Genomic DNA, 21,670 nt, shown 5'->3' on the forward strand with positions numbered 1-21,670 from the left:
ACCGACATGAACACCGCTACCAAAGTCAGGTTCTGGGGCCCGGCGGTCCTTGCGGTCCTGCTTGTGCTGTGCTGGGCCCTTCCCGTGCTGGCGTCGGGGGGCGACGTGGCCTCCGCTGCCGCCGCAGCCATGCCGGCAGACGGCCATCCGTGGTGGTTCTGGCCCACGGCGCTGCTGTTCTTCTGTTTCATTCTCGGCATCATCGCCGTGCTTGCGGGCGTGGGCGGCGGCGTGCTGTTCGTGCCGCTGGTCAGCGGGTTCTTTCCGTTCCACCTCGACTTCGTGCGCGGCGCGGGCCTGCTGGTGGCCCTGGCGGGCGCGCTGGCGGCCGGTCCCGGCCTGCTGAAGCGCAATCTGGCCAGCCTGCGCCTGGCCTTGCCCGTGGCGCTCATCGCCTCGGCCTGCTCCATCGTGGGCGCCATGGTCGGCCTGGCCCTGCCCACCAACGTGGTGCAGATCTGCCTTGGCGGCACCATCCTGTTCATCGCCGTGCTGCTGCTGGTGTCCAAGAACACCGTGCGGCCCGAAGTGAAGAAGCAGGACGCCCTCAGCATCGCGCTCGGCATGGATGGCGTGTTCATCGAACCCTCCACCGGCGAAGTCATCGACTGGAAGACCCACCGCACCCTGCCGGGCCTGCTGCTGTTCATCATCATCGGCCTCATGGCGGGCATGTTCGGCCTTGGCGCCGGGTGGGCCAACGTGCCGGTGCTCAACCTGCTCATGGGCGTGCCGCTGAAGGTGGCCGTGGGCACCTCCAAGTTCCTGCTGTCCATCACCGACACCTCGGCCGCGTGGGTGTACCTGAACCAGGGCTGCGTCATCCCGCTGATGGCCATCCCCTCCATCATCGGCCTGATGCTGGGTTCTTTCGTGGGCGTGCGCCTGCTGGCCGTGGCCAAGCCCAAGTTCATCCGCTACATGGTCATCGGCGTGCTGCTGTTCTCTGGCGGCAAGGCGCTGTTGAAGGGCCTTGGCATCTAGCCCGGCACACAGGAGGAAACAGACATGTCCAATCAGTCCGTCAAGGCGTCTCCGGAACAGGTGACTTACGCCAACCTGCTCTATTACGGCTGCTGGGGTTCGCTGGCCATCATGGTGGTCACCTACCTTATCTATGCACTGGGCATCCTGCCCCCGCACATCCCGCTGGATACCATCACCCAGCTGTGGAGCCAGCGCGTGGGCGTGTACCTGACCCAGGGCAACGTGCCCACCGGCTGGGGCTGGGTCGCGCTGCTCGGCCAGGGCGATTTCCTGAACTTCATCGGCATCGTGCTGCTCGCGGGCATGACCATCATCTGCTACCTCACGCTGATCCCCGCCTTTCTCAAGAAGAAGGAACCGCTGATGGCCGCCATCGCGGTGCTTGAGGTCATCGTGCTCACCGTGGCGGCGTCGGGCATCTTCGGCGCTGGCGGCCACTAGTGCCTGTTTTCAAGTAGTCCTTTCGCCCGTTGGCGTCCGACCTGAAGGGCGCGAAGCGTGGCCGTTGGGCGAGCTTGCGAGCCCTACGGACATCGTGCGCAGAGAGGTCAAACGTCGCCTGCCGCTTCGGTCAAATACGAGAAGAGCGCGTTGCGGTCCGCATCCGTAATGCTCGAAGACTCGCATAACGGCTGAGGCACTCCCTCGCGGCAGGCTTGTTTTCCTTGCCAACGAACGAAAATCCTACGCTGAAAACAGCCACTAGCATTCCAATCTGAAACGCGGCTGGCACAGCCGCTTGCAAAAATGTGCCGCCCATGGAACTGCCATGGGCAGCGGTCCGGGGCGCGACGCGGCGCCCCGGGCCGGGAACCCCGAACGCCGGACGGCGGCTCGCTCCCGCTTCCCGCCCCTTGTTTCGCAGGGCAACCGGCACAACGCGCAACGACGGAACAGGTGTTTCGTGTCCACACAGCACACAGGCCCAGCAGCCCCGCACACCACCCGGCCCCGCGCCGGGTCGCCCGCACGCCATGGCGCGCCGCCGCCGCAGGTATCGGGCATCTCGCCCCTGCCGGTGGACCTTGCCGCCATGCTGGACGCCCTGCCCGTGGGCGTGGCCCTGCTGGACACCGACTGCACCATCCGCCTGATGAACCGCGCGTTGGAAACCCTGACCGGCTTCACCACGGCGGAAGTGCGCGGCATCCCTTGCCGCCATGCCCTGCGCGCCAGCATCTGCCTGCACCGCTGCCCGCTGCGCCGCCCGCTGACCACCGCATCGGGGATCACCGTGGCCACGGCGTCGGGGGCGCATTACGACATGGCCGACGACGGCGATCTGCCCCCCGTTCCGCAGGCCCAGGAAGGCGATATCCTGAACCGTCACCGCCGCCGCATCCCGGTGCGCATGAGCATGTCCCCCCTGCGCGATGCCGATGGCCGCGTGGTGGGCTGGCTGCACGCCGTGGAAGACCTGACGCTGGTGCGCGAACTGGAAGAAAAAACCGCCAGGGGCGAGGCCTTTGGCCCGCTGGTGGGACGCAGCGTGGCCATGGAACGGGTGTTCCAGGCCCTGCCCGCCATGGCCCAGAACGACGGTCCCCTGCTGGTCACCGGCGAGACGGGCACCGGCAAGGACACCCTGGCCGAGGCCGTGCACAAGGCCTCTTCCCGCGCCCGCGAGCCCTTCGTGAAGGCCAGCCTGTCGTCCCTGCCCGAATTCCTGGCCGAATCGGAACTGTTCGGCCACCGCAAGGGGGCCTTCCCCGGCGCGGAAGAAAACAAGCCGGGCCGGTTCCGCATGGCCCAGGGCGGCACGCTGTACCTCACCGAGGTCGGCGACCTGCCCCTGTCCATCCAGGGCCGCCTGCTGGCCTTCCTGGACGAGGGGGTCATCTACCCCGCAGGCGCAACAGACCCCGTGGCGTGCGACGTGCGCCTGGTGGTGGCCACCAACCGTGACCCGGAACAACTGGTTACCGAAGGCCGCCTGCGCGAGGACCTGTTCCGCCGCCTGTCCGCCGTGCGCCTGCACCTGCCCCCCCTGCGCGACCGGGGCGAGGACATCGAATTCCTGCTCAACCACTTCATGGGGCACTTCGCCGCGCGGATGAAAAAGACCGTGCGCGGCTGCTCCGGCAAGGCCCTGCGCACCCTGCTGGACTACCCCTTCCCGGGCAACGTGCGCGAGTTGCGCAACATCGCCGAATACGCCGTCACCCTGTGCCATGGTGAAACGGTGATGCCCGCCCACCTGCCCGCGTATCTCTTTCAGGCCAAGGCAGAGGCCCGCCGCGCCGAGCGCGAGCGCAAGGCCGGGCGCGGCATTCCCGGCGCGGTAGATGCGTTCGATGCCACCAGCGCCCCCAGCCAAGCGCAGTCTGCCGCGCAGGCCGCCTCCGGCGAGGGCGGCGAACACCTGGCCCGGGCCAGCGTCAGCGACCTGGAACGCCGCCTCATCGCCGACGCCCTGCAACGCACCGGCAACCGCCGGGGCGAAGCCGCGGAACTTCTGGGCTGGGGCCGTTCCACCCTGTGGCGCAAGATGAAACAGTACGGGATGTGCTGATATGCCCGCCACCCTGCTCATACCCCTGTACCGTGACGAGGTAGCCCCCCGCTTCGACCTGGCGGGCGAGGCCCTGCTGGTGCACCTGGACGCCGACGGCGCCGAGCTTTCCCGTTCCAGCGTGCTGCTGGCCCATGCCTCGTCCGAGGAACTGTGCCGCATCGCGCTGGAAGAAAAGGTGCGCGCGGTGATCTGCAACGGCATCGACGACGAGTTCTGGCAGTACCTGCGCTGGAAGCGCATAGAGGTCATCGACAACGTCATGGGCCCGGTGGACGAGGCCATTGCCCGGTTCCGCGCCGACGTGCTGCGCCCCGGCGACATCCTGTTCCACAGGAGCGACGCATGAGCCGCCTGGAACGTTTCCGCAGCCTGTTCCGCACCGCGCTGGACGTGCCGGAAGAAATCGCGCCGGAACGCTACCAGGCCCTGCGCCGCAAGATCACCCTGCTGCTGACCACCGCCGCCGTGGTGCCGCTGCTCATTCTGTCGGTCATCAACTACCACCAGTACCGGGCCACCCTGACGCGCGAAATAGTCACCCCGGTGCGCGGGCTGGTGAACAAGACCCGCCATTCCTTCGAGCTGTTCCTGGCCGAGCGCGCATCCACCGTCAGCCTCATCTCGCAGGTGTACAGCCCGGCGGAACTGGCCGACGAACGCAACCTGAACCGCATCTTCCGCGCGGTGAAAAGCGAATTTCCCGGTTTCATCGACCTTGGGCTCATCAACGAAAACGGCGTGCACGCCAGCTACGTGGGCCCGTACAACCTGAAGGGCAAGGACTACTCCACCGCCGACTGGTACCAGCAGACGCGGGTCAAGGGCGTGTACGTCAGCGACGTGTTCATGGGCTTCCGGCGCTTTCCGCACATCGTCATCGCCGTGCAGCGCATGACCGACGACGGCCACTCGTGGGTGCTGCGCGCCACCATCGACACCGGGCAGTTCGACCGGCTTATCGCCTCCATGGGGCTGGAACCGGAAAGCGACGCCTTTCTGGTGAACACCGCGGGGGTGCTCCAGACCGCCTCGCGCTTCTATGGCGCGGTGCTGGACCAGCTGCCCCTGCCCATGCCGCCCATGACCTATGAAACGGCCACGCTGGAAACCACCGACCCGGCCGGGCGCGACGTGTTCATCACCTACACCTACTTCCAGCACGCCGACTTCGTGCTGATGGCGGTGAAGCCCCGCGCCGACATCTTCAAGCCGTGGACCACCCTGCGCAGCGACCTGATACTGCTGTTCGTCACCAGCGTGGCGCTGATCCTGTCCGTGGCCTTCGGCCTGACCGACCTTCTGGTGCGGCGCATGCGCGCCAGCGACGAGCGGCGCATCGCCGCCTTCGTGCAGATGGAACACACCCAGAAGCTGTCCTCCATCGGACGTCTTGCCGCAGGGGTGGCGCACGAGATCAACAACCCGCTGGCCATCATCAATGAAAAGGCAGGCCTTGCCTCCGACCTCATGGAACTGGCCAAGGACTTTCCGGAGCGTGACCGCTTCCGCGCGCTGGTGGACGCCATCCTGCGCTCGGTGGAGCGCTGCCGCTCCATCACCCACCGCCTGCTGGGCTTTTCGCGCCGCATGGACGTGAACATCGAGCAGTTGGACGTCAACGACGTGCTCAAGGAAACCATGAGCTTCCTGGAGCAGGAGGCCCTGCACCGGTCCATTGCCACCTCGGTCAGCCTGGACCAGGCCATGCCGCGCATCGCGTCGGACCGGGGCCAGTTGCAGCAGGTGTTCCTGAACATCCTGAACAACGCCTTCGCCGCCGTGCCGGACGGCGGATCCGTGACGCTGGCCACCTGGCTGCGCGACCCGGACACGGTGGGCGTGTCCATCAAGGACAACGGCAAGGGCATGTCCGACGAGGTGCTTCGCCACATCTTCGAGCCGTTCTTCACCACCAAGAAGACCTCGGGCACAGGCCTTGGCATGTTCATAACCTACGGCATCATCAAGCGCCTTGGCGGCGACATTGCGGTGCAGAGCAAGGAGGGCACGGGTACCACCGTGTCCATCTTCCTGCCCGTCAAAGCCGCGCCAACCGCCACCCTCGGGAGCTAAGCATGCAGGAACTGAAGGTTCTGCTCGTGGATGACGAGGAGGAATTCGTCACGACCCTGGCCGAACGGCTGTCGCTGCGCGGCATGGTCACGCGCATCGCCACCGATGGCGAACAGGCCCTGCGCGCCGTGGAGGCGGACCCGCCCCACGTGGTGGTGCTGGACCTGATGATGCCCGGCATCAAGGGCACCGAGGCCCTGCGCCGCATCAAGGCCGGGCACCCCGGCGTGCAGGTCATTCTGCTGACCGGGCACGGCAGCGCGCGCGACGGCATCGAAGGCATGAAGCTGGGCGCGTTCGACTACCTGATGAAGCCCCTGCGGCTGGAAGACCTGCTGGAAAAGCTGCACGAAGCGGGCAGGCTGGCACAGGCCGCGCAGGCAAACGCCTGAGCCCCGCAGCACACAACGTACCGCACAGGAAACACGGCATGGCACACGACGACACCATCCACCTGGCCGCCCCCGCCACAGCGGGGGATGACGCCGCCCACGAATGCGTGGGTTGTCTTGCCGCATCGGCCACGCACGAATTGCAGAACGCCCTGGCGGTGATCCGCGAATCCGCCGGGCTGATGCAGGATCTCGTGTCCCTGTGCGGCGAAGGGCTGCCCCACCGCGACCGGCTGTGCACCATGCTTTCGCTGATTCAGGAACAGGTGGCGCGCGGGGGCGACCTTGCGTGGAACCTGAACCGCCTGGCCCACGCCTGGGAAGAGGACGGCGAGGCCGCCCGCGACCTTGGCGCGGTGCTGGAGGAATTCGTGGCCCTGGCCCGGCGCGGTTGCGCCATGCGCGGGGTGGAACTTGTCCTTGCGCAACAGGGGGGTGACGGCCCGGCAGTGCGCGTAAGCGCCCAGGGCCTGGCCTTGCGCACCAGCCTGCTGCGTGCGGTGCGCTGCTGTCTGGGCGAGGGAACGGAACAGGACACCGCCCGGAATGCCCGTCCCGCCACCGGCGGAATGCTGGTGCTGCGCGCGGCACTGCACAACGGGGTGCCCGGCGTGGAGATGGACTTCACCCCGCCCGGCGCACAGGCCGGTTCCGGATCCCTGGAACTTTCCACGGTCAGTGCCGATACAGCGCGCTGCATGCAGGCGTACGGAGTGGATGTGCGGCAGGCGGAAGGCGCGCAACTGCGCTTCTTTCTGCCCTGTCCCAAATGCACCGCCTGATGCGACGCCATATTTTCCGCTTTCGTGTTGCAACGGTTTCAGCTACGATATAGCCAACTGCTCTCCTGAAACACTTGTCCCACGCGGCGGCAACATCCTGCCGCCACGGCACAACGGAGGAACGTATGGCAACACTTCGTGAAACGCTGGAACGCTGCTTCGCGGCCGTGGCCTTCGCCGATGCGGCGGACCACGGCGAGGCCATGCGCATGGCGGGTGTAACCCCCGCTGCCGCATGCGCCGGGCGGCTTGAGGATGTCTTTGCGGCCGTGGCCTTCGCCGAGGCCGACTGCCACGACGTGGCCATGGAGATGATGGGATGCGTGCGCCCCGCGCGCCGGGTCATCCACAACAGCTTCCTGGATAACGTGGGGCTTGGCGACGTGGCCGTGTGCTACGGCGTCGTGCCCATCTAGGAGCTGCTTCCGAATTGTCTTTTCGCCCGTTGGCTTCGTCAAACATCGTCTGCCATTTTGGTCAAATACGATAAGAGTATACTCCCTCATGGCAGCCTTGTTTTCCTTGCCAACGAACGAAAATCCTCATTCAGAAACAGCTCCGGAATACAGCAAGTGCCCCGCGCGGCGGATTCGCCACCGCCGCGCGGGTTCGCGGACCGAGTTTCACCCGAACCCGAAGGAGAGCAGTCATGAAGGGTATCAAGGTATTGCTGGTGGACGACGAGGAGAATTTCGTCCGCACGCTGGCCGAGCGCATGTCCATGCGCGACGCCGGGGCCACCGTTGCCCTGAACGGTGAAGAAGCCCTGCAGATGGTGTCCGCCGGTGAGGTGCCCGACGTCATGGTCCTTGACCTGCGCATGCCCGGCATCGACGGCATGGAAGTGCTGCGCCGCGTCAAGAAGGCCTATCCGCAGGTGCAGGTCATCGTGCTGACCGGCCACGGCACCGAAAAGGACGAGGAAGAAGCCCGCCGTCTGGGCGCTTTCGAGTACCACAAGAAGCCCGTGGACATCGACATTCTGGTGCGCGACATCCGCCGCGCCTTCCGCGAAAAGGTCGAGGACGCCATGGTGGCCGCCACCTTCGCGCAGGCAGGCGATTTCGACAACGCCCGCAAGATCCTGGACGAAGACAAGAAATAGCGGGCGGGCCGCGCCCGCCTGGGGGTCTCCGGGGCCGGGGCATCCGCCGCGATGCCCATTCCGGGGATATCCGAGGGAAGCATGATGCGCGCCCTGCTCGTGGATGACGAGACGGCATTCGCCGAACTGCTGGCCGAACGGTTGCGTGCGCGCGGCATTGCCGTGCGCACCGCCTATGACGCCGAATCCGCCCTGGCGTTGCTGGACGCCGGAGAGGAATTCGACGTGGCCGTGCTGGACGTGTGCCTGCCCGGCGCCAGCGGCATCGACCTGTTGCGGCGCATGAAGGCGCGCCTGCCGCTGGTCGAGGCGCTGATGCTGACCGGCTCGTCCGACGTGCGCAACGCCGTGGAGGGCATGCGTCACGGGGCGTTCAACTACCTGCTGAAGCCTGCCAACATCGATGATCTGGTGCGCGAACTGCGCTCCGCCCACGAGCGCAAGCTGCGCCAGGAAGAAAACGCCCGCATGATCGAGGCGGGCAAGCTGGCCTCCATCGGGCGACTGGCCGAAGGCGTGGCGCACGAGATCAACAACCCCGTGAACATCATGACCAACGCGGCGGGCTGGATAGAGGACCTGCTGGACGAGCCGGACCTTGCATCCAGCCCGCACGCGGCGGAAATGCGCCGCTCGGTGGTCAAGATCAAGGCCCAGAGCCGCCGCGTGCGCGAGATAACCCGCAAGCTGCTGTTCTTCGGCAAGGGGCTGGACCCGCGCCCCGGCCCGGTGCGCGTGGCCGACCTGCTGGGCGAGGCCCTGCGCCTGCTGGCAGACCGCGCCGCCGACCTTGGCGTGGCGGTGCACCTGGATGTGCCGCCGGACACGCCCCTGCTGGTGGCCCCGCCCGTGGAATTGCGCCAGGTGTTCGTGCACGTGGCCGAAAACGCGCTGGATGCCGTGGAATACGCCCAGTCCACGGTGACGGAACGCAGGCTTGCCGTCACCGTGCGGGTGGAGTTTCCGACTGCCGGGGGTTCCCCGCCGCCGGAAAACGCCGCGCCCGCGCGCGCCTCATCCGGCGCGTCTCCCTCATCTGGTCCGTCCTTCTCTGCTGGCGCGTCCTCCACACCTCTCTCACCCGGCGCATCCCCCTCTGCTGGCTCCCCCCCTGCTCCGGGCACATCCCCTGCACCGGGCGGCGAGATGTGCATCGCCTTCCGCGACACGGGGCACGGCATCCCGTCCGAAGTGCTGCCCTACGTGTTCGAACCCTTCTTTTCCACCCGCCCCGTGGGGCGCGGCATGGGCCTTGGCCTGTCCGTGGCCGTGGGCGTCATCACCTCGCTTGGCGGGTTCATCGACATCGACAGCCAGCCCGGCGACACCACGGTGACCCTGCGCCTGCCCCTGCCCCAGTCCCTGTCGGAAACGCCTGACGAGGCGCCCGCCTCCACTTGCAAGGGCTAGCCCCGCCCGGCGGCCCTGCGCCGCCCCCCCTGACGCGTCCCCCAAACGCGTCCCCAGAAACTTCACCAGACTCTTCCCCCAAACGCATCCCCCACAAACGTCGGAGGCGGACCGGTCAAGCCGGTCCGCCTCCTTTTGCGGGAAGGGGGAGAGAACATTCAGGGGGCGCGATGAAAACCGCGCCTCCCGTTGTGGCCGGCCACCCGCGCCGGACATCGCCGCACGTCCGGCGCGGGTGTGGTTGCCGGCGGATGGAGCGTCCCGCCGCCAAACGGGGCGCTCCACCTTGCTATGATGAACTGTAACTTTCCGGCGTCATTCTTGGCCTTTCATTTCTTTCGCGGGCAACACACGGCGCGCTCGCGATTCGGGGCTGTTTCTAAATTAGGATTTTCGCTCGTTGGCGAGGAAAACAAGCCTGCCATGAGGGAGCATACTCTTCTCGTATTCGACCGATATGGCAGGCGAAGTTTGACGACGCCAACGGGTGAAAGGACAATTTAGAAACTGCCCCTAATGACCGGTAAGCTGCACCCGCCCCTCGATGAGATCCTGCACCACCCCCGGGTCGGCCAGGGTAGAGGTGTCGCCAAAGTCGGAACCCGCGCCGGAGGCGATCTTGCGCAGGATGCGCCGCATGATCTTGCCGCTGCGGGTCTTGGGCAGCCCTTCGGCGAACTGGATGACCTCCGGCGTGGCGATGGGGCCGATTTCCTTGCGCACCCAGGTGCGCAGGGCCGCGCGCAGTTCTTCGGTTTCTTCGGCGTCCGCCGACAGGGTGACATAGGCGTAGATGGCCTCGCCCTTGATGGCGTGGGGCATGCCCACCACGGCGGCCTCGGCCACGGCCGGGTGCGCCACCAGGGCCGATTCCACTTCCGCCGTGCCCATGCGGTGCCCGGAAACGTTGATCACGTCGTCCAGCCGCCCCATGACCCAGGTGTAGCCTTCCTCGTCGGTGCGGGCGCCGTCGCCCGATTCGTACATGCCGGGGAAGCGCTCGAAGTAGGTGGACTTGTACCGCTCTGGCGAACCGAACACCCCGCGCAGCATGCCGGGCCACGGCTTGCGCACCACCAGATGCCCGCCCTCGTTGGGGCCGCAGGGGGTGCCGTCGGGCTTCACCACCGCCGCGTCGATGCCGGGCAGGTGCATGGTGGCGGAGCCGGGCTTCAGCGTGGTGGCGTAGGGCAGCGCGGAAATCATGATGCCGCCGGTCTCGGTCTGCCACCAGGTGTCCACGATGGGCAGGCGGCTGTGGCCGATGTGCTCGTGGTACCACATCCACGCTTCGGGGTTGATGGGTTCGCCCACCGAGCCGAGGATGCGCAGCGACGACAGGTCGTGCTTCTGCGTCCAGTGCGCGCCTTCGCGCATCAGGGCGCGGATGACCGTGGGCGCGGTGTAGAAAATGTTGACCCGGAACTTTTCCACGATGTGCCAGAACCGGTCCGGCCCCGGCCACGAGGGCACGCCCTCGAACATCAGCGTGGTGCCGCCAAGGGCCAGCGGGCCGTACACGATGTAGCTGTGCCCGGTAATCCAGCCGATGTCGGCGGTGCACCAGTACACATCGTCGTCATGCAGGTCGAACACCCACTGGGTGGTGTGGGCCGCGTAGGTAAGGTAGCCGCCGGTGGTGTGCACCACGCCCTTGGGCTTGCCGGTGGAACCGCTGGTGTACAGGATGAACAGCATGTCCTCGCTGTCCATCTTGGCGCAGGGACAGGTGGCATCAAGGGTACGGTCGGCCATGGCCTCGTGCCACCACATGTCCCGGCCTTCGCGCATGGCGCAGCCCGAGTGCGCGCGATCGACCACCACCACCTTTTCCACGCTGGGGCAGTCCTTCAGGGCCTCGTCCACGTTGACCTTGAGCGGGATGGACCGCCCGGCGCGCAGCACGGCGTCTGCCGTGACCACCACCTTGGCCTCGCAGTCGTGAATGCGGTTCTGCAGGCTTACCGCCGAGAACCCGGCAAAAACTATGGAATGCACCGCCCCGATGCGCGCGCAGGCCAGCATGGCCACGGCCAGTTCGGGAATCATGGGCATGTACAGCGCAACGCGGTCGCCCTTCTGCACGCCCAGGCCCAGCAACACGAAAGCGAAGCGGCACACCTCGTCGTAGAGCATCTGGTAGGTCAGCACGCGCACGTCGTCTTCCGGCTCGCCCTGCCAGATGATGGCGGCCTTGTTGCGGCGACCGTTGATCAGATGACGGTCCAGGCAGTTGTACGCCACGTTCAGCGTGGCGCCCTTGAACCATTCGATGCGCGGCTCGTTCATGTCCGCGTCCAGCACCTTGTCCCACGGGGTGAACCAGTCCAGCAGCTGCTTTGCCCGGTCGCCCCAGAAGCCTTCGGGGTCCTTGTCGGCGCGGTCGCGGTGGGCAAGGTACTCGTCCATGCCGTTCACGTGGGGGCGGCGGCGGTCTCCGGAAGGCGCGGCGGGCGGCGCGAAGTGGCGCTTTTCGTCCATCATGCTTTCGATCTTGTCGGACTTGTTCTGGCTCATGCCGTTGCCTCCCGTTCGTTTGGCGGTACGCCGGTGTTTCCGGCCTTTTCGCGTGGCCCGGCCCGTGTCGCGGCGGGGCGTGGCCCAGGGGCTGTTTCCGGATAAGGATTTTTGTTCGTTGGCAAGGAAAACGGGTCTGCCATGAGGGAGCATACTCTTCCCGTATTCGACCGATGTGGCAGACCGCGTTTGACGTAGCCAACGGGCAAAAGGACAATCCGGCAACAGTCCCTGCAACCTTTGTTTAGCGACGCACCGTCAACATGCGAAGCCGTGCGCCACCCCCTTTTCGGTGAACGGTCATCCCGCGCCGGTGAAATTGACTTTTTGCCGGTGGACGGAAAGAATGCCCTGAATGGTGCGCCCCATGAACGGCGCAAGACGGCCCGTCACCGGACGGGGACGGCACGCCGGGGCAACAGCATGCGCCCCGCCCGCGCCATCCCCCGCCGCGCAGACCACCCCCGTGGCCGCCGCAACCGCGCACCGCACGACGCCGGGCAACCGCCCGGCGCGCCCGCACCTGCCCGCACGCGGCGGCTCGACGGAAGGGGGTTCGCACGGTGTCCACGCATTCGACCCTGGAACAGATGTTCAAGCCCACTTCCGTGACCGTCATCGGAGCCACGGCCACGCCGGGCGAGCCGGGTTGCGTCATCATGGACAACCTGATGTCCGGCACCTTTCTGGGGCCGGTGCTGCCGGTGAACGAAACGGGCGAGGCCGTGGCGGGCATGCCCGGCCACACCGACATCGACACCCTGCCGCTGACGCCGGACCTTGCCATCATCTGTTCCCCGCCCGAGACCATTCCCGGCTACATAGAAGAGCTTGGCAAGCGCGGCACCCGCGCCGCCGTGATCATGAGCCGGGGGTTCTTCCGGTTCGACCGTGAACGGCGCGAAGTGCAGAAGGCCGCCCTGCTGCAGGCCGCACGGCGCTGGGGCGTGCGGGTGCTGGGGCCGAACTGCCTGGGGTTCATCACGCCGTCGGTGGGGGTGAACGCCAGCCTTGCCCCGCGAGAAGCGCTGCCCGGCAAGGTGGCCTTTCTTTCGCAGTCCGATTCGCTGTTCACGTCCGTTCTGGACTGGGCCACGTCCAAGGGCATCGGCTTTTCGCACTTCATCGCCCTGGGCGACCGCTACGACGTGCACTTTCACGACGTGCTGGACTACCTGAACAGCGACGTGAACACCCGCGCCGTGCTGCTGTATATAGAGACCATCGACAGTGCCCGGCGGTTCATGTCCGCCGCGCGCGCGCTGGCCCGCAACAAGCCGGTGCTGGTGATCAAGGCGGGCCGGTCGGAGGCGGCGGCCACGGCAGCGGCCGCGCATTCCGGCATGCTGCTGGGCGCGGACGAGGTGTACGACGCCGCCTTCCGCCGGGCGGGCATGCTGCGGGTGGCCGACATCGACGCCATGTTCGACACGGTGGAAACGCTGGCCCTTGCCAAGCCGCTGAAGGGCGACCGGCTGGCCATCCTGACCAACGGCGGCAGCCCCGGCTTTCTGGCCACCGACGCCCTGTTGCAGGGGCGCGGCAAGCTGGCCGAACTTTCCGACGAAACCTGCCAGGCGCTGGACAACCAGTTGGGGCGCGACTGGTCGTACTGGAACCCGCTTATCGTGCGCAGTTCCGCCGATGGGGCCATGTACGCCAAGGCGTTGCAGATATTGCTGGATGACCGGGGCGTGGACGCCGTGCTGGTGATGCACGTGCCCACCTTTTCCATACCCAGCGACGACGTGGCGGGCGCGGTTATCGAGGTGGCGCGGCGCAGCCGCAAGCCGGTGCTGACAAGCTGGCTGGGCATAGACGACGCCGCCGGGGCGCGCCGCAAGTTTGCCGCCGCCGGGGTGCCCAGCCACTTCACCCCGGACAACGCGGTGCGGGCCTTCCTGAACATGGTGGAGTACCGGCGCAACCAGGACACCCTGATGGAAACGCCGCCCTCGCTGCCGGAGGCCTTCAACCCCGACGTGACGGCGGCGCGCATGGTGGTAAACGATGCGCTGGAGGCCAAGCGCATGCTGCTGACCCCGGCAGAGGCCCACGCCGTGCTCACCGCCTATGGCATACCCGTGGCCGAGACGCGCCACGTGAAGACCCCGCGCGAGGCCGTGGCCGCAGCAGCACAGATAGGCTACCCCGTGGCGCTGAAGGTGGAATCGCCCGACGTGCCGCGCACGTCGCTGGCTGGGGGCGTTGCCCTTAACCTGTCCAGCGACGAAGAGGTGATGGACGCCGCCCTGTCCACCGCCAACAACGTGTGCGACCAGGTGCCCGGCGCGCGCATGGAAGGCTATGCCGTGCAGCGCATGTGCCGGTTGGCCGGGGCGCACGAACTGGCCGTGGAAACCGCCACCGACCCTGTTTTCGGCCCCATCATCCGCTTCGGGCAGGGTGGGTCCATGGCAGAGGTGCTGGCCGACCGCCAGACCGCCCTGCCGCCGCTGAACATGGGCCTTGCGCAGGAACTGGTATCGCGCACGCGGGTGTACCGCCTGCTGCGCGGCAACGGTCACAAGGACCGCGTGAATCTGGACGCCGTGCGCCTGCTGCTGTGCAAGGTGTCGCAGCTGATCATCGACATACCCGAAATATTCGAGCTGGAAATTGACCCGCTGTTCGTGGATGCCGACGGCGTGGTGGCGCTGGATGCGCACATGCGCATTGCCTGGTCCACCACCACCGGCACGGACCAGCTGGCCATCCGCCCCTACCCGCGTGAGCTTGAGGAATGCGTGACCCTGCGCGACGGGCGGCACGTGGACCTTCTGCCCATCCGCCCGGAAGACGAGCCGGAGCACTGGGAATTTGTGGAAAGCCTGTCCGCCGAGGACAAGCGGTTCCGCTTTTTCGGCAACGTGGCCAAGCTGCCCCGCGCCGAAATGGTGAAGCTGACCCAGATCGACTACGACCGCGAAATGGCCTTTATCGCCAAGGGGCCGGATAACGAAGGGGTGGTGCGCACGCTGGGCGTGGTGCGGGCCATGGTCAGCACCGACAACAGCGAGGCGGAATTCGCCGTGGCCGTTCGGTCCGACCTGAAGCGGCAGGGTCTGGGCAAGCTGCTGATGCAGAAGATCATCCGCTACTGCAAGGCGCGCGGCACCAAGCGCATTGTGGGTGCGGCCCTTGGTGACAACAAGTCCATGGCCGAACTGGCACGGTCGGTCGGCTTCATCGTCAGCAAGGACTACGACGAGGACATCTGGCAGCTAGACTTGCCGTTGGAGGATGGGAAGGGGGAAGGACATTAATGGTGGTTTGCAACACAGTGATGTTGCTCTGAATCAAACTTCGTTAACAGTGATAGACTCGACCATTACACAGGACAGTCAGTTGTGACTTGACCTGAATCAGACCCCGTTTACAGTCCCCGGCCCGGGCGTCCGTGAACAGGCTGAGTTGTGACTTGACCTGAATCAGACCCCGTTTACAGTCCACACCGTCAGCGGCCGGTTGTCCGTGGCGTTGTGACTTGACCTGAATCAGACCCCGTTTACAGTTTGCTGCACGAGCAACGGGTGTGAAAATCTGTTGTGACTTGACCTGAATCAGACCCCGTTTACAGTCGATCGCGAAGGCTGGTGCCAGGTTGCCCCGTTGTGACTTGACCTGAATCAGACCCCGTTTACAGTTCGGCGTCGGCCACATCGCATCCCCGGCTTGTTGTGACTTGACCTGAATCAGACCCCGTTTACAGTTTGCTGCACGAGCAACGGGTGTGAAAATCTGTTGTGACTTGACCTGAATCAGACCCCGTTTACAGTCGATCGCGAAGGCTGGTGCCAGGTTGCCCCGTTGTGACTTGACCTGAATCAGACCCCGTTTACAGTTCGGCGTCGGCCACATCGCATCCCCGGCTTGTTGTGACTTGACCTGAATCAGACCCCGTTTACAGTGGCCATCCGCACCGGCATAGCGCCCAACTTGTTGTGACTTGACCTGAATCAGACCCCGTTTACAGTCAGACGCCCCGTGCTCATGAGTTTTACGAGGTTGTGACTTGACCTGAATCAGACCCCGTTTACAGTCCCTGTACGCCGCCCAGCAGCTGGACCGTTGTGACTTGACCTGAATCAGACCCCGTTTACAGTTTGACCTGGACTATATCCCCCTGGTCGTACGTTGTGACTTGACCTGAATCAGACCCCGTTTACAGTTGCCGCTGTCCAGTACCGCCGCCGTGACGCGTTGTGACTTGACCTGAATCAGACCCCGTTTACAGTACGGCACACAGTATCCCTCCAGTGGTCTGCGTTGTGACTTGACCTGAATCAGACCCCGTTTACAGTCTTGTCAGCCAGCTGGCGCACCGTGTAGCGGTTGTGACTTGACCTGAATCAGACCCCGTTTACAGTGGCCGCAGCCCACGCACGCGAGGGAAATGAGTTGTGACTTGACCTGAATCAGACCCCGTTTACAGTGCCCGTACCTCGCGGCTGACGTGCTGGCGGGTTGTGACTTGACCTGAATCAGACCCCGTTTACAGTTCCACGGTGATGCCATTCACCTTCCGGGTCGTTGTGACTTGACCTGAATCAGACCCCGTTTACAGTCTTCCACGTCGCCCAACAGGTAGCGGATGCGTTGTGACTTGACCTGAATCAGACCCCGTTTACAGTGATAGAGCCATCTCACCGTCCGCCAAGCAGGTTGTGACTTGACCTGAATCAGACCCCGTTTACAGTCGCGGCCACCATCACCTCGTAGCACTCGTGGTTGTGACTTGACCTGAATCAGACCCCGTTTACAGTGCGGGGCGAACACCGCCCCGTCGGCATAGAGTTGTGACTTGACCTGAATCAGACCCCGTTTACAGTCCGGGTACGTGTCCGTGCCTGTGCCCCCGCGTTGTGACTTGACCTGAATCAGACCCCGTTTACAGTATCGGCAGCGGCGGCTCGAAGCCCTTTGGGGTTGTGACTTGACCTGAATCAGACCCCGTTTACAGTATGACACATGGACTCAAGCATCATACGTAGGTTGTGACTTGACCTGAATCAGACCCCGTTTACAGTCGTGGGTGTGAACACGCTCCACGCCTTCTAGTTGTGACTTGACCTGAATCAGACCCCGTTTACAGTTCCCCGCCGTCTCGCCGCTGCCGGTCCTGGGTTGTGACTTGACCTGAATCAGACCCCGTTTACAGTCACCGGCGAATCGGACATGAACAACTGGTAGTTGTGACTTGACCTGAATCAGACCCCGTTTACAGTTCCAGCCCCGCGCGCTCGGCTTGCAGCGGTTGTGACTTGACCTGAATCAGACCCCGTTTACAGTTGAAGGCCGCGCAAGCGGCCTTCAACACTCCAAAAATTCCGTTCAAATCCCTACAAAAGCCAGAGTTGTTCGGGCGCTTTTTCCACGGGTTTGGCCTTTTTTCCCAAAAACACCTGCATGCGCGCAAACTGCTTGTCGGTCAGGAACATCAAGCGCACCTCGCCATCGGGCGGCAGTTCGGACTTGATGATCCGTACGGCCCGTTCGCTGCGGCGTTCATCGGGAAACGGCTGGGCATAGACGGAAAGCTGCAACCGGGTGAACCCGGCCCCCATCAATATCTTGCGGAACCTGTTGGCCCGCTTGCGTTCTTCTGCCGTCATCACCGGCAAGTCAAACAGGGCTATGCACCACATGATGCGGTACCCCGAAAAATCACGCGGCGTCGCCGTCATCATCCAGGCCGTCCATCTGCGGCCCGCAACCGCACAGCGGCTCCACCGGGGGCAGCCACAGCCCGCGCCGTGCGCCGCCCACCACGCCCGCCAACGATGAACAGGCCCGCGTGACGATATCCCACAAGGTACGGGCCTCTTCTTCCACCGCGAACCTGCCGCATACGCCCTCCAGCAGGGCGCGTTTGGCTGCCCCGTCCAGTTCCGCTCCCGGTCCGCATGGCTCCATGCCCGCCACCACCGTATCCACCAGCGGGCGAAACGGTTCCATCATGTCACTGGCAAGGCAGAACGCATCATAGCGGTTGTGGTGGTGCAGCCCCAAGGACGGATGCAGTCCCGCCCCGCACACGGCACGCCCCACCATAGCCCGCAATATGGCATAACCATAATTGAGCCGGGCATTCACGCCGCCCGAATCCCTGTCTCGCGTGAAGTCTGAACCGAAACACAGCGGCCAGTACAATCGGGCGGCCTGCGCCTCTACGTTGTCGGGGTCGCCGGAACGCACCCGCCCCGCCAACGCGGCCAGCCGCGTCCCGTCGCCCCCCAACCGCCGCACGGCGGCGGCCTGCGCCAACACCTTGGCCCGCACCAGTTGCTGCCACAGCCGCTTGCGCGTGGGCAGGTTCAGGTCCGCTTGCCGTCGAAACCGCTCTGCCTGCACGCTGTTGTCCGTCAGCGGCAGCAGCATGCCCACGGGTTGATGCCTGGCGTCGCAGCAGATGAACGGCACCCCGGCACCGGCCAACCCTGCCAACACCGCCTGAGTGTAGGTGACGCCGGGGCAGGAGACCACCACCGCCCCCAGATTGTGCAGGGGTACCGTTTCCTTGCTGTTGCCCACCTCCACCACCAGCAGGGAATTGCTCACCGATAGCCGGGCCGGTGTGGCCGCGATGTCCAGAATGCGGTCAATCACGGCAGGGCACCACTGTGCCCAAGGGGGTGATAACCACCTTCTCGCAGTCGCCTTGCTGCAATTGCTTCAAACTGAGTTTAAAGAAACCGCCTTCTCTCTTTTTGCCGATTTCTTTTTTCGGTCGCGCGTCTTGAAGACGTACCGCTTCCACCTTCAAAACCCCTTGCTCCATGTACACGGAACGCACCCGCAGGTACTCGTCCCGCCCGTCCACGCGCACCCGGATGCATTCGCCCGAACTCAGCGTGAACAGGAAGCGCGCGCCCTCCGGTCCCTGCCGGTCCACTACCGGCCCCCCCTCACTTTTCTTCCATGCCTCCTTGCGCTGCATGGCCTCCAGCAGGCTGACCACACCGGGGCATACCCATTCCTCACCCTTCTTGCCCGGCACGGCGTACACCGGGGCGTGGTGGTTACTGGCCGTCTGGCACAGCCTGCCGTCTTTGCCCACGGACACCGGGGTGCCCGTCTGGAGCACCCGTACGGAACGAACGGGCGGCGGACTGCCGTCATCATCGCGCCGGGGCACGCTGCCCGTCAGCAGCAGGGCCACACTGGGGGCAAGGCCAGGGTCCAGCAACTTGGCGGTAAAGGTGTTGGCAGCATCCTGCCCCACAGGTTTGCCCTTGCCCACGTCATCCAGCCGCTTGCGCACGGCATAGCCCACCGCGCCGTCCGGCAGTTCGCGGCGGGCGTAAATGGTCTCGTTGTGCAACGCACCCCGCACCCGGCGCGACACCCGGTGCGACGGCAAAATGGACAGCACCACATTGTCCGCCTGCTCCATGAACCCCTCGAACGGCAGCGGCACCATGTCGCGCGGCACAAGCCGATTCACCCGGCCCGACTCCGCCTGCGCGGCGGCGCGCTGCAACGCCTGCACCATGCCCCGGCTCGTCGCGGCCACGGCTATGGCGTCCACCGCATGGTGGCGATGGTCGCCGCGATTCTTGCCGCCGTCTCCCAGCAGCCTGTTGAGGCCCCACAGGCCGCGCAGCATGGCGGTAATTCCTCCACGGCTGGCCTGTACGTAACGGTTGGACTGCGGCCCGTAGAGCAGGCCCAGATACTTGCAGGCCAGAACCGAGGCATGGCGGGTGTCGTTCAACTGGCGGTCGGCGAAGTCTTTCCACTCCTGCATGGTGGGCGCGCGGAACCGGGCCAGCTTGGCCCGGCACGTGGCGGCATCGCCCTGGAAGGCCTCCACCCGCCGCAAGATGGCGTCCATGCGTTCCGGGTCTGCCGCATAGGCTTCGTGCGGAGTGCGCCCGCGCTTGTGGGCGCGGTTTTCCGGAGCATGGCACAGGGTTTTGTTCAGGAAACTGTCATCGAAACAGCGGCTGTACGGCAGAATGTGTTCCACATCGAACTGCGGATGCGGGCCGAACAGGTCATTCCACCCGATCATGCGCCCCGTGTACGGGCACTGCCAGCCGCATTCTTCGGCCAGCAGCAGTTTTTCCACGTCGTTGCGGCGGGGTGTGGCGATGCGTGCGTTGCCTGCTTCCGGCGACATCAGCCGTTCGGCCATTTTTTCTCGTTGCGATTCCTGCTTCCTGTTCCGTGCGCTGTAGTCAGTCCGTTCCTTGCGCGAACGCTTCATGTCGCGGGCAAGCTCCACGCGGATGACCACCGGCTTGCCATGTTCGCGCACAATGGCATTGACCACCTTGCGCAGTTCGGTAAGACAGCGCAGCACCACGGGATTGCGCAACGTGGACATGGCCTCCAGCGCAGGGGGCAAGGTGTCTTGCGGGGCATCGCCATAGCGGGGCGGGTACAGGCACGGGCGCACCGTGCCGTACGATTCGCCCGCGCGCATGGCGGGCAACAGGGTACGCAACGCCTTCAGGCTGTGGCTGGCATAACCTTTTTCAGGCAGCGGCCTTGCGAACTGTACGGCCTTTTCCTCGCTCAGCCCCCATGCCCTGCGCCCGCGCCCGCACAACGCGCGGGCATCATCCATGCTGATGATGTCGTGCAGGATCGCCGCGCGCTTTTCCGGAGCAAAATCATCCCAGGCATCTCCGAACACCGCGTGCATGCGGGCATTCACCCGGTGCCCGAACAATTTCTTTTCGCCGCCCTCCTCAAGGTTGAACCGGCTGTCCTGCGGCAGCCCCAGCAGCTTGCGCATGGCCGGAAAGGTCATGGAATCCGCCCGCAGCATGGCATCGCGCAGCCGCGCATACTGTTCCGGGTTGTCCGCCAGCCTGTGCGGCACAAGCTGTTTGTCGTACCATACAAGGTCGTTCAACCGCTGGAGCAGGCGGAATTCCTGCGCTTCGTCCGCATATTTGGGTGCACGCCGTTCGCCGGGTTCCAACTCGCAGAACCCCACAAGGTTTGCCTGCACCTTCAGGGGGCGCTGGTAGAAAATGGCGTCGCACAGGGCGTTGCGGGCAGCCTCGCGCAGATGCGCCGGGTACGGCGCGGGGTGCAGGGCGCGCTGGCGTTCCCACAGCAGGTCGAATTCCTGTGTCAGCATGTCGCGGCTGGTGTAACGCCCCCGGATACGCGACACGGACGGCGCCAGCCCGGCAAGGTACTGGCCCAGCGTCTCCGCCCCGGCGGCATCCATTTCCGCCTGAAGGCCATTGATGGACGTCTTGACCTTGCCGAGTTCCTCGTCCTCTTCCGCCTCCGTGCGGCGGTTGCTGAGAAAGCCCCGCCGCTGGGCAAGCTGGTAGACGGCCCGTCCGAATTCATGGGCGGAAAGCGGGCGGGTCAGCCCATCCGCGCGCAGCCGATAAGGGAAGACATGCAGAAAATCCGGGTCGCAAGACAGCCGTTCTGCCTCTGCGGGAGAACAGGAGGCCGCGTGGCGATTCAGCCACTGGTCCAGCAGTGCGGCATCCAGAGTGTTGAAAAAGGCATTGCGCGCGTTGGTGTCGCGCACGTTCCCCGGCGGCAGCAGCCCATACTTCTGCATGAGCACAAGAATGCGCTGACGGCGGCGCGCCTTGCGGCGGTGCTGCCTGCGCATCTGCCGGGCGGCGCGGCGGGCGGCGTTGGGGCTTTCCTCCTTGCCGCGCTGGAATTTGTCCATATCGCCCGCGCACCCCATCTCGAACAGTCGCACCCCGGAACGCAGCACACCCACTGGTTCGCCGTCGTTACCAGCGGCCAGCAACGCCCAACCGATGGATGCCGCGCCAAGGTCAAGCCCAAGAATGTAAGGAACCTGCTGCATATCGTCGTGCCCCTTTTCTTTACGAATGTTGACGCTACGTCAAAAAACACATAATAGCCAATTGTCAAGTCACAACAAGGCTGCCTC

Annotated in this window: 15 protein-coding genes and 1 CRISPR repeat array; of the genes, 11 read left to right on the forward strand and 4 right to left on the reverse strand. The window is 65.2% G+C overall.

What is annotated here, in order from left to right:
* Positions 1-6 precede the first annotated feature (6 nt).
* From DESTE_RS09235 to DESTE_RS09280, 10 genes are all read left to right on the forward strand, one after another.
* Complete coding sequence (locus DESTE_RS09235; protein ID WP_035067108.1) at positions 7-984, forward strand: sulfite exporter TauE/SafE family protein; 978 nt, start codon at positions 7-9, stop codon at positions 982-984.
* Between the two features lie 24 nt (positions 985-1,008).
* On the forward strand, positions 1,009-1,428 hold the full coding sequence (locus DESTE_RS09240; protein ID WP_035067110.1) for a hypothetical protein: 420 nt from the start codon (positions 1,009-1,011) through the stop codon (positions 1,426-1,428).
* A gap of 463 nt (positions 1,429-1,891) precedes the next feature.
* Positions 1,892-3,499: a sigma-54 interaction domain-containing protein gene (locus DESTE_RS09245; protein WP_035067111.1), complete on the forward strand. Its 1,608-nt coding sequence runs from the start codon at positions 1,892-1,894 to the stop codon at positions 3,497-3,499.
* Between the two features lies 1 nt (position 3,500).
* Positions 3,501-3,848, forward strand: coding sequence for a NifB/NifX family molybdenum-iron cluster-binding protein (locus DESTE_RS09250; RefSeq protein WP_012612887.1), 348 nt, complete (start codon positions 3,501-3,503; stop codon positions 3,846-3,848).
* Positions 3,845-5,575, forward strand: a complete 1,731-nt coding sequence (locus DESTE_RS09255; protein ID WP_035067114.1) for a sensor histidine kinase — start codon at positions 3,845-3,847, stop codon at positions 5,573-5,575. The genes DESTE_RS09250 and DESTE_RS09255 overlap by 4 nt, the downstream gene beginning before the upstream one ends.
* Positions 5,576-5,577: 2 nt before the next feature.
* Complete coding sequence (locus DESTE_RS09260; protein WP_035067116.1) at positions 5,578-5,967, forward strand: response regulator; 390 nt, start codon at positions 5,578-5,580, stop codon at positions 5,965-5,967.
* Positions 5,968-6,005: 38 nt separating this feature from the next.
* Entirely contained in the window at positions 6,006-6,749 is a 744-nt protein-coding gene (locus DESTE_RS17205; RefSeq protein ID WP_051384399.1) for a sensor histidine kinase, read from the forward strand.
* A gap of 125 nt (positions 6,750-6,874) precedes the next feature.
* Positions 6,875-7,165, forward strand: a complete 291-nt coding sequence (locus DESTE_RS09270) for a hypothetical protein (RefSeq protein ID WP_035067118.1) — start codon at positions 6,875-6,877, stop codon at positions 7,163-7,165.
* 233 nt (positions 7,166-7,398) lie between these two features.
* A complete protein-coding gene (locus DESTE_RS09275; protein ID WP_012612892.1) occupies positions 7,399-7,854 on the forward strand; it encodes a response regulator in 456 nt (151 codons plus the stop codon).
* An 84-nt stretch (positions 7,855-7,938) separates the two neighbouring features.
* Positions 7,939-9,264 (forward strand): sensor histidine kinase, encoded by a 1,326-nt coding sequence (locus DESTE_RS09280; protein ID WP_035067121.1) that lies wholly within the window; start codon positions 7,939-7,941, stop codon positions 9,262-9,264.
* A 513-nt stretch (positions 9,265-9,777) separates the two neighbouring features.
* On the opposite strand, the gene acs is transcribed toward DESTE_RS09280, so the two are convergent.
* The gene (acs, locus tag DESTE_RS09285) at positions 9,778-11,781 is read right to left on the reverse strand and encodes an acetate--CoA ligase (protein WP_035067123.1); all 2,004 of its coding nucleotides are present in this window, start codon (positions 11,779-11,781) and stop codon (positions 9,778-9,780) included.
* Positions 11,782-12,344: 563 nt separating this feature from the next.
* Between acs and DESTE_RS09290 the strand changes: the two genes are divergently transcribed.
* Positions 12,345-15,047, forward strand: a complete 2,703-nt coding sequence (locus DESTE_RS09290; protein WP_425411690.1) for a bifunctional acetate--CoA ligase family protein/GNAT family N-acetyltransferase — start codon at positions 12,345-12,347, stop codon at positions 15,045-15,047.
* 81 nt (positions 15,048-15,128) lie between these two features.
* Positions 15,129-17,073: a CRISPR direct-repeat array (repeat unit 36 nt; unit sequence GTTGTGACTTGACCTGAATCAGACCCCGTTTACAGT).
* Between the two features lie 50 nt (positions 17,074-17,123).
* Here the strand turns inward: DESTE_RS09290 and cas2 are convergent.
* The 3 genes from cas2 to cas9 are packed head-to-tail and all read right to left on the reverse strand — an operon-like array spanning position 17,124 to position 21,583.
* Entirely contained in the window at positions 17,124-17,471 is a 348-nt protein-coding gene (cas2, locus tag DESTE_RS09295) for a CRISPR-associated endonuclease Cas2 (protein WP_051384401.1), read from the reverse strand.
* The gene (gene cas1, locus DESTE_RS09300) at positions 17,449-18,390 is read right to left on the reverse strand and encodes a type II CRISPR-associated endonuclease Cas1 (protein ID WP_051384402.1); all 942 of its coding nucleotides are present in this window, start codon (positions 18,388-18,390) and stop codon (positions 17,449-17,451) included. Before cas1 ends, cas2 begins: the two co-directional genes overlap by 23 nt.
* Entirely contained in the window at positions 18,383-21,583 is a 3,201-nt protein-coding gene (gene cas9 / locus DESTE_RS09305) for a type II CRISPR RNA-guided endonuclease Cas9 (RefSeq protein ID WP_035067125.1), read from the reverse strand. The genes cas1 and cas9 overlap by 8 nt, the downstream gene beginning before the upstream one ends.
* Positions 21,584-21,670: the final 87 nt, after the last annotated feature.

It is taken from the genome of Nitratidesulfovibrio termitidis HI1 (assembly GCF_000504305.1).
Classification (GTDB): domain Bacteria; phylum Desulfobacterota; class Desulfovibrionia; order Desulfovibrionales; family Desulfovibrionaceae; genus Cupidesulfovibrio; species Cupidesulfovibrio termitidis.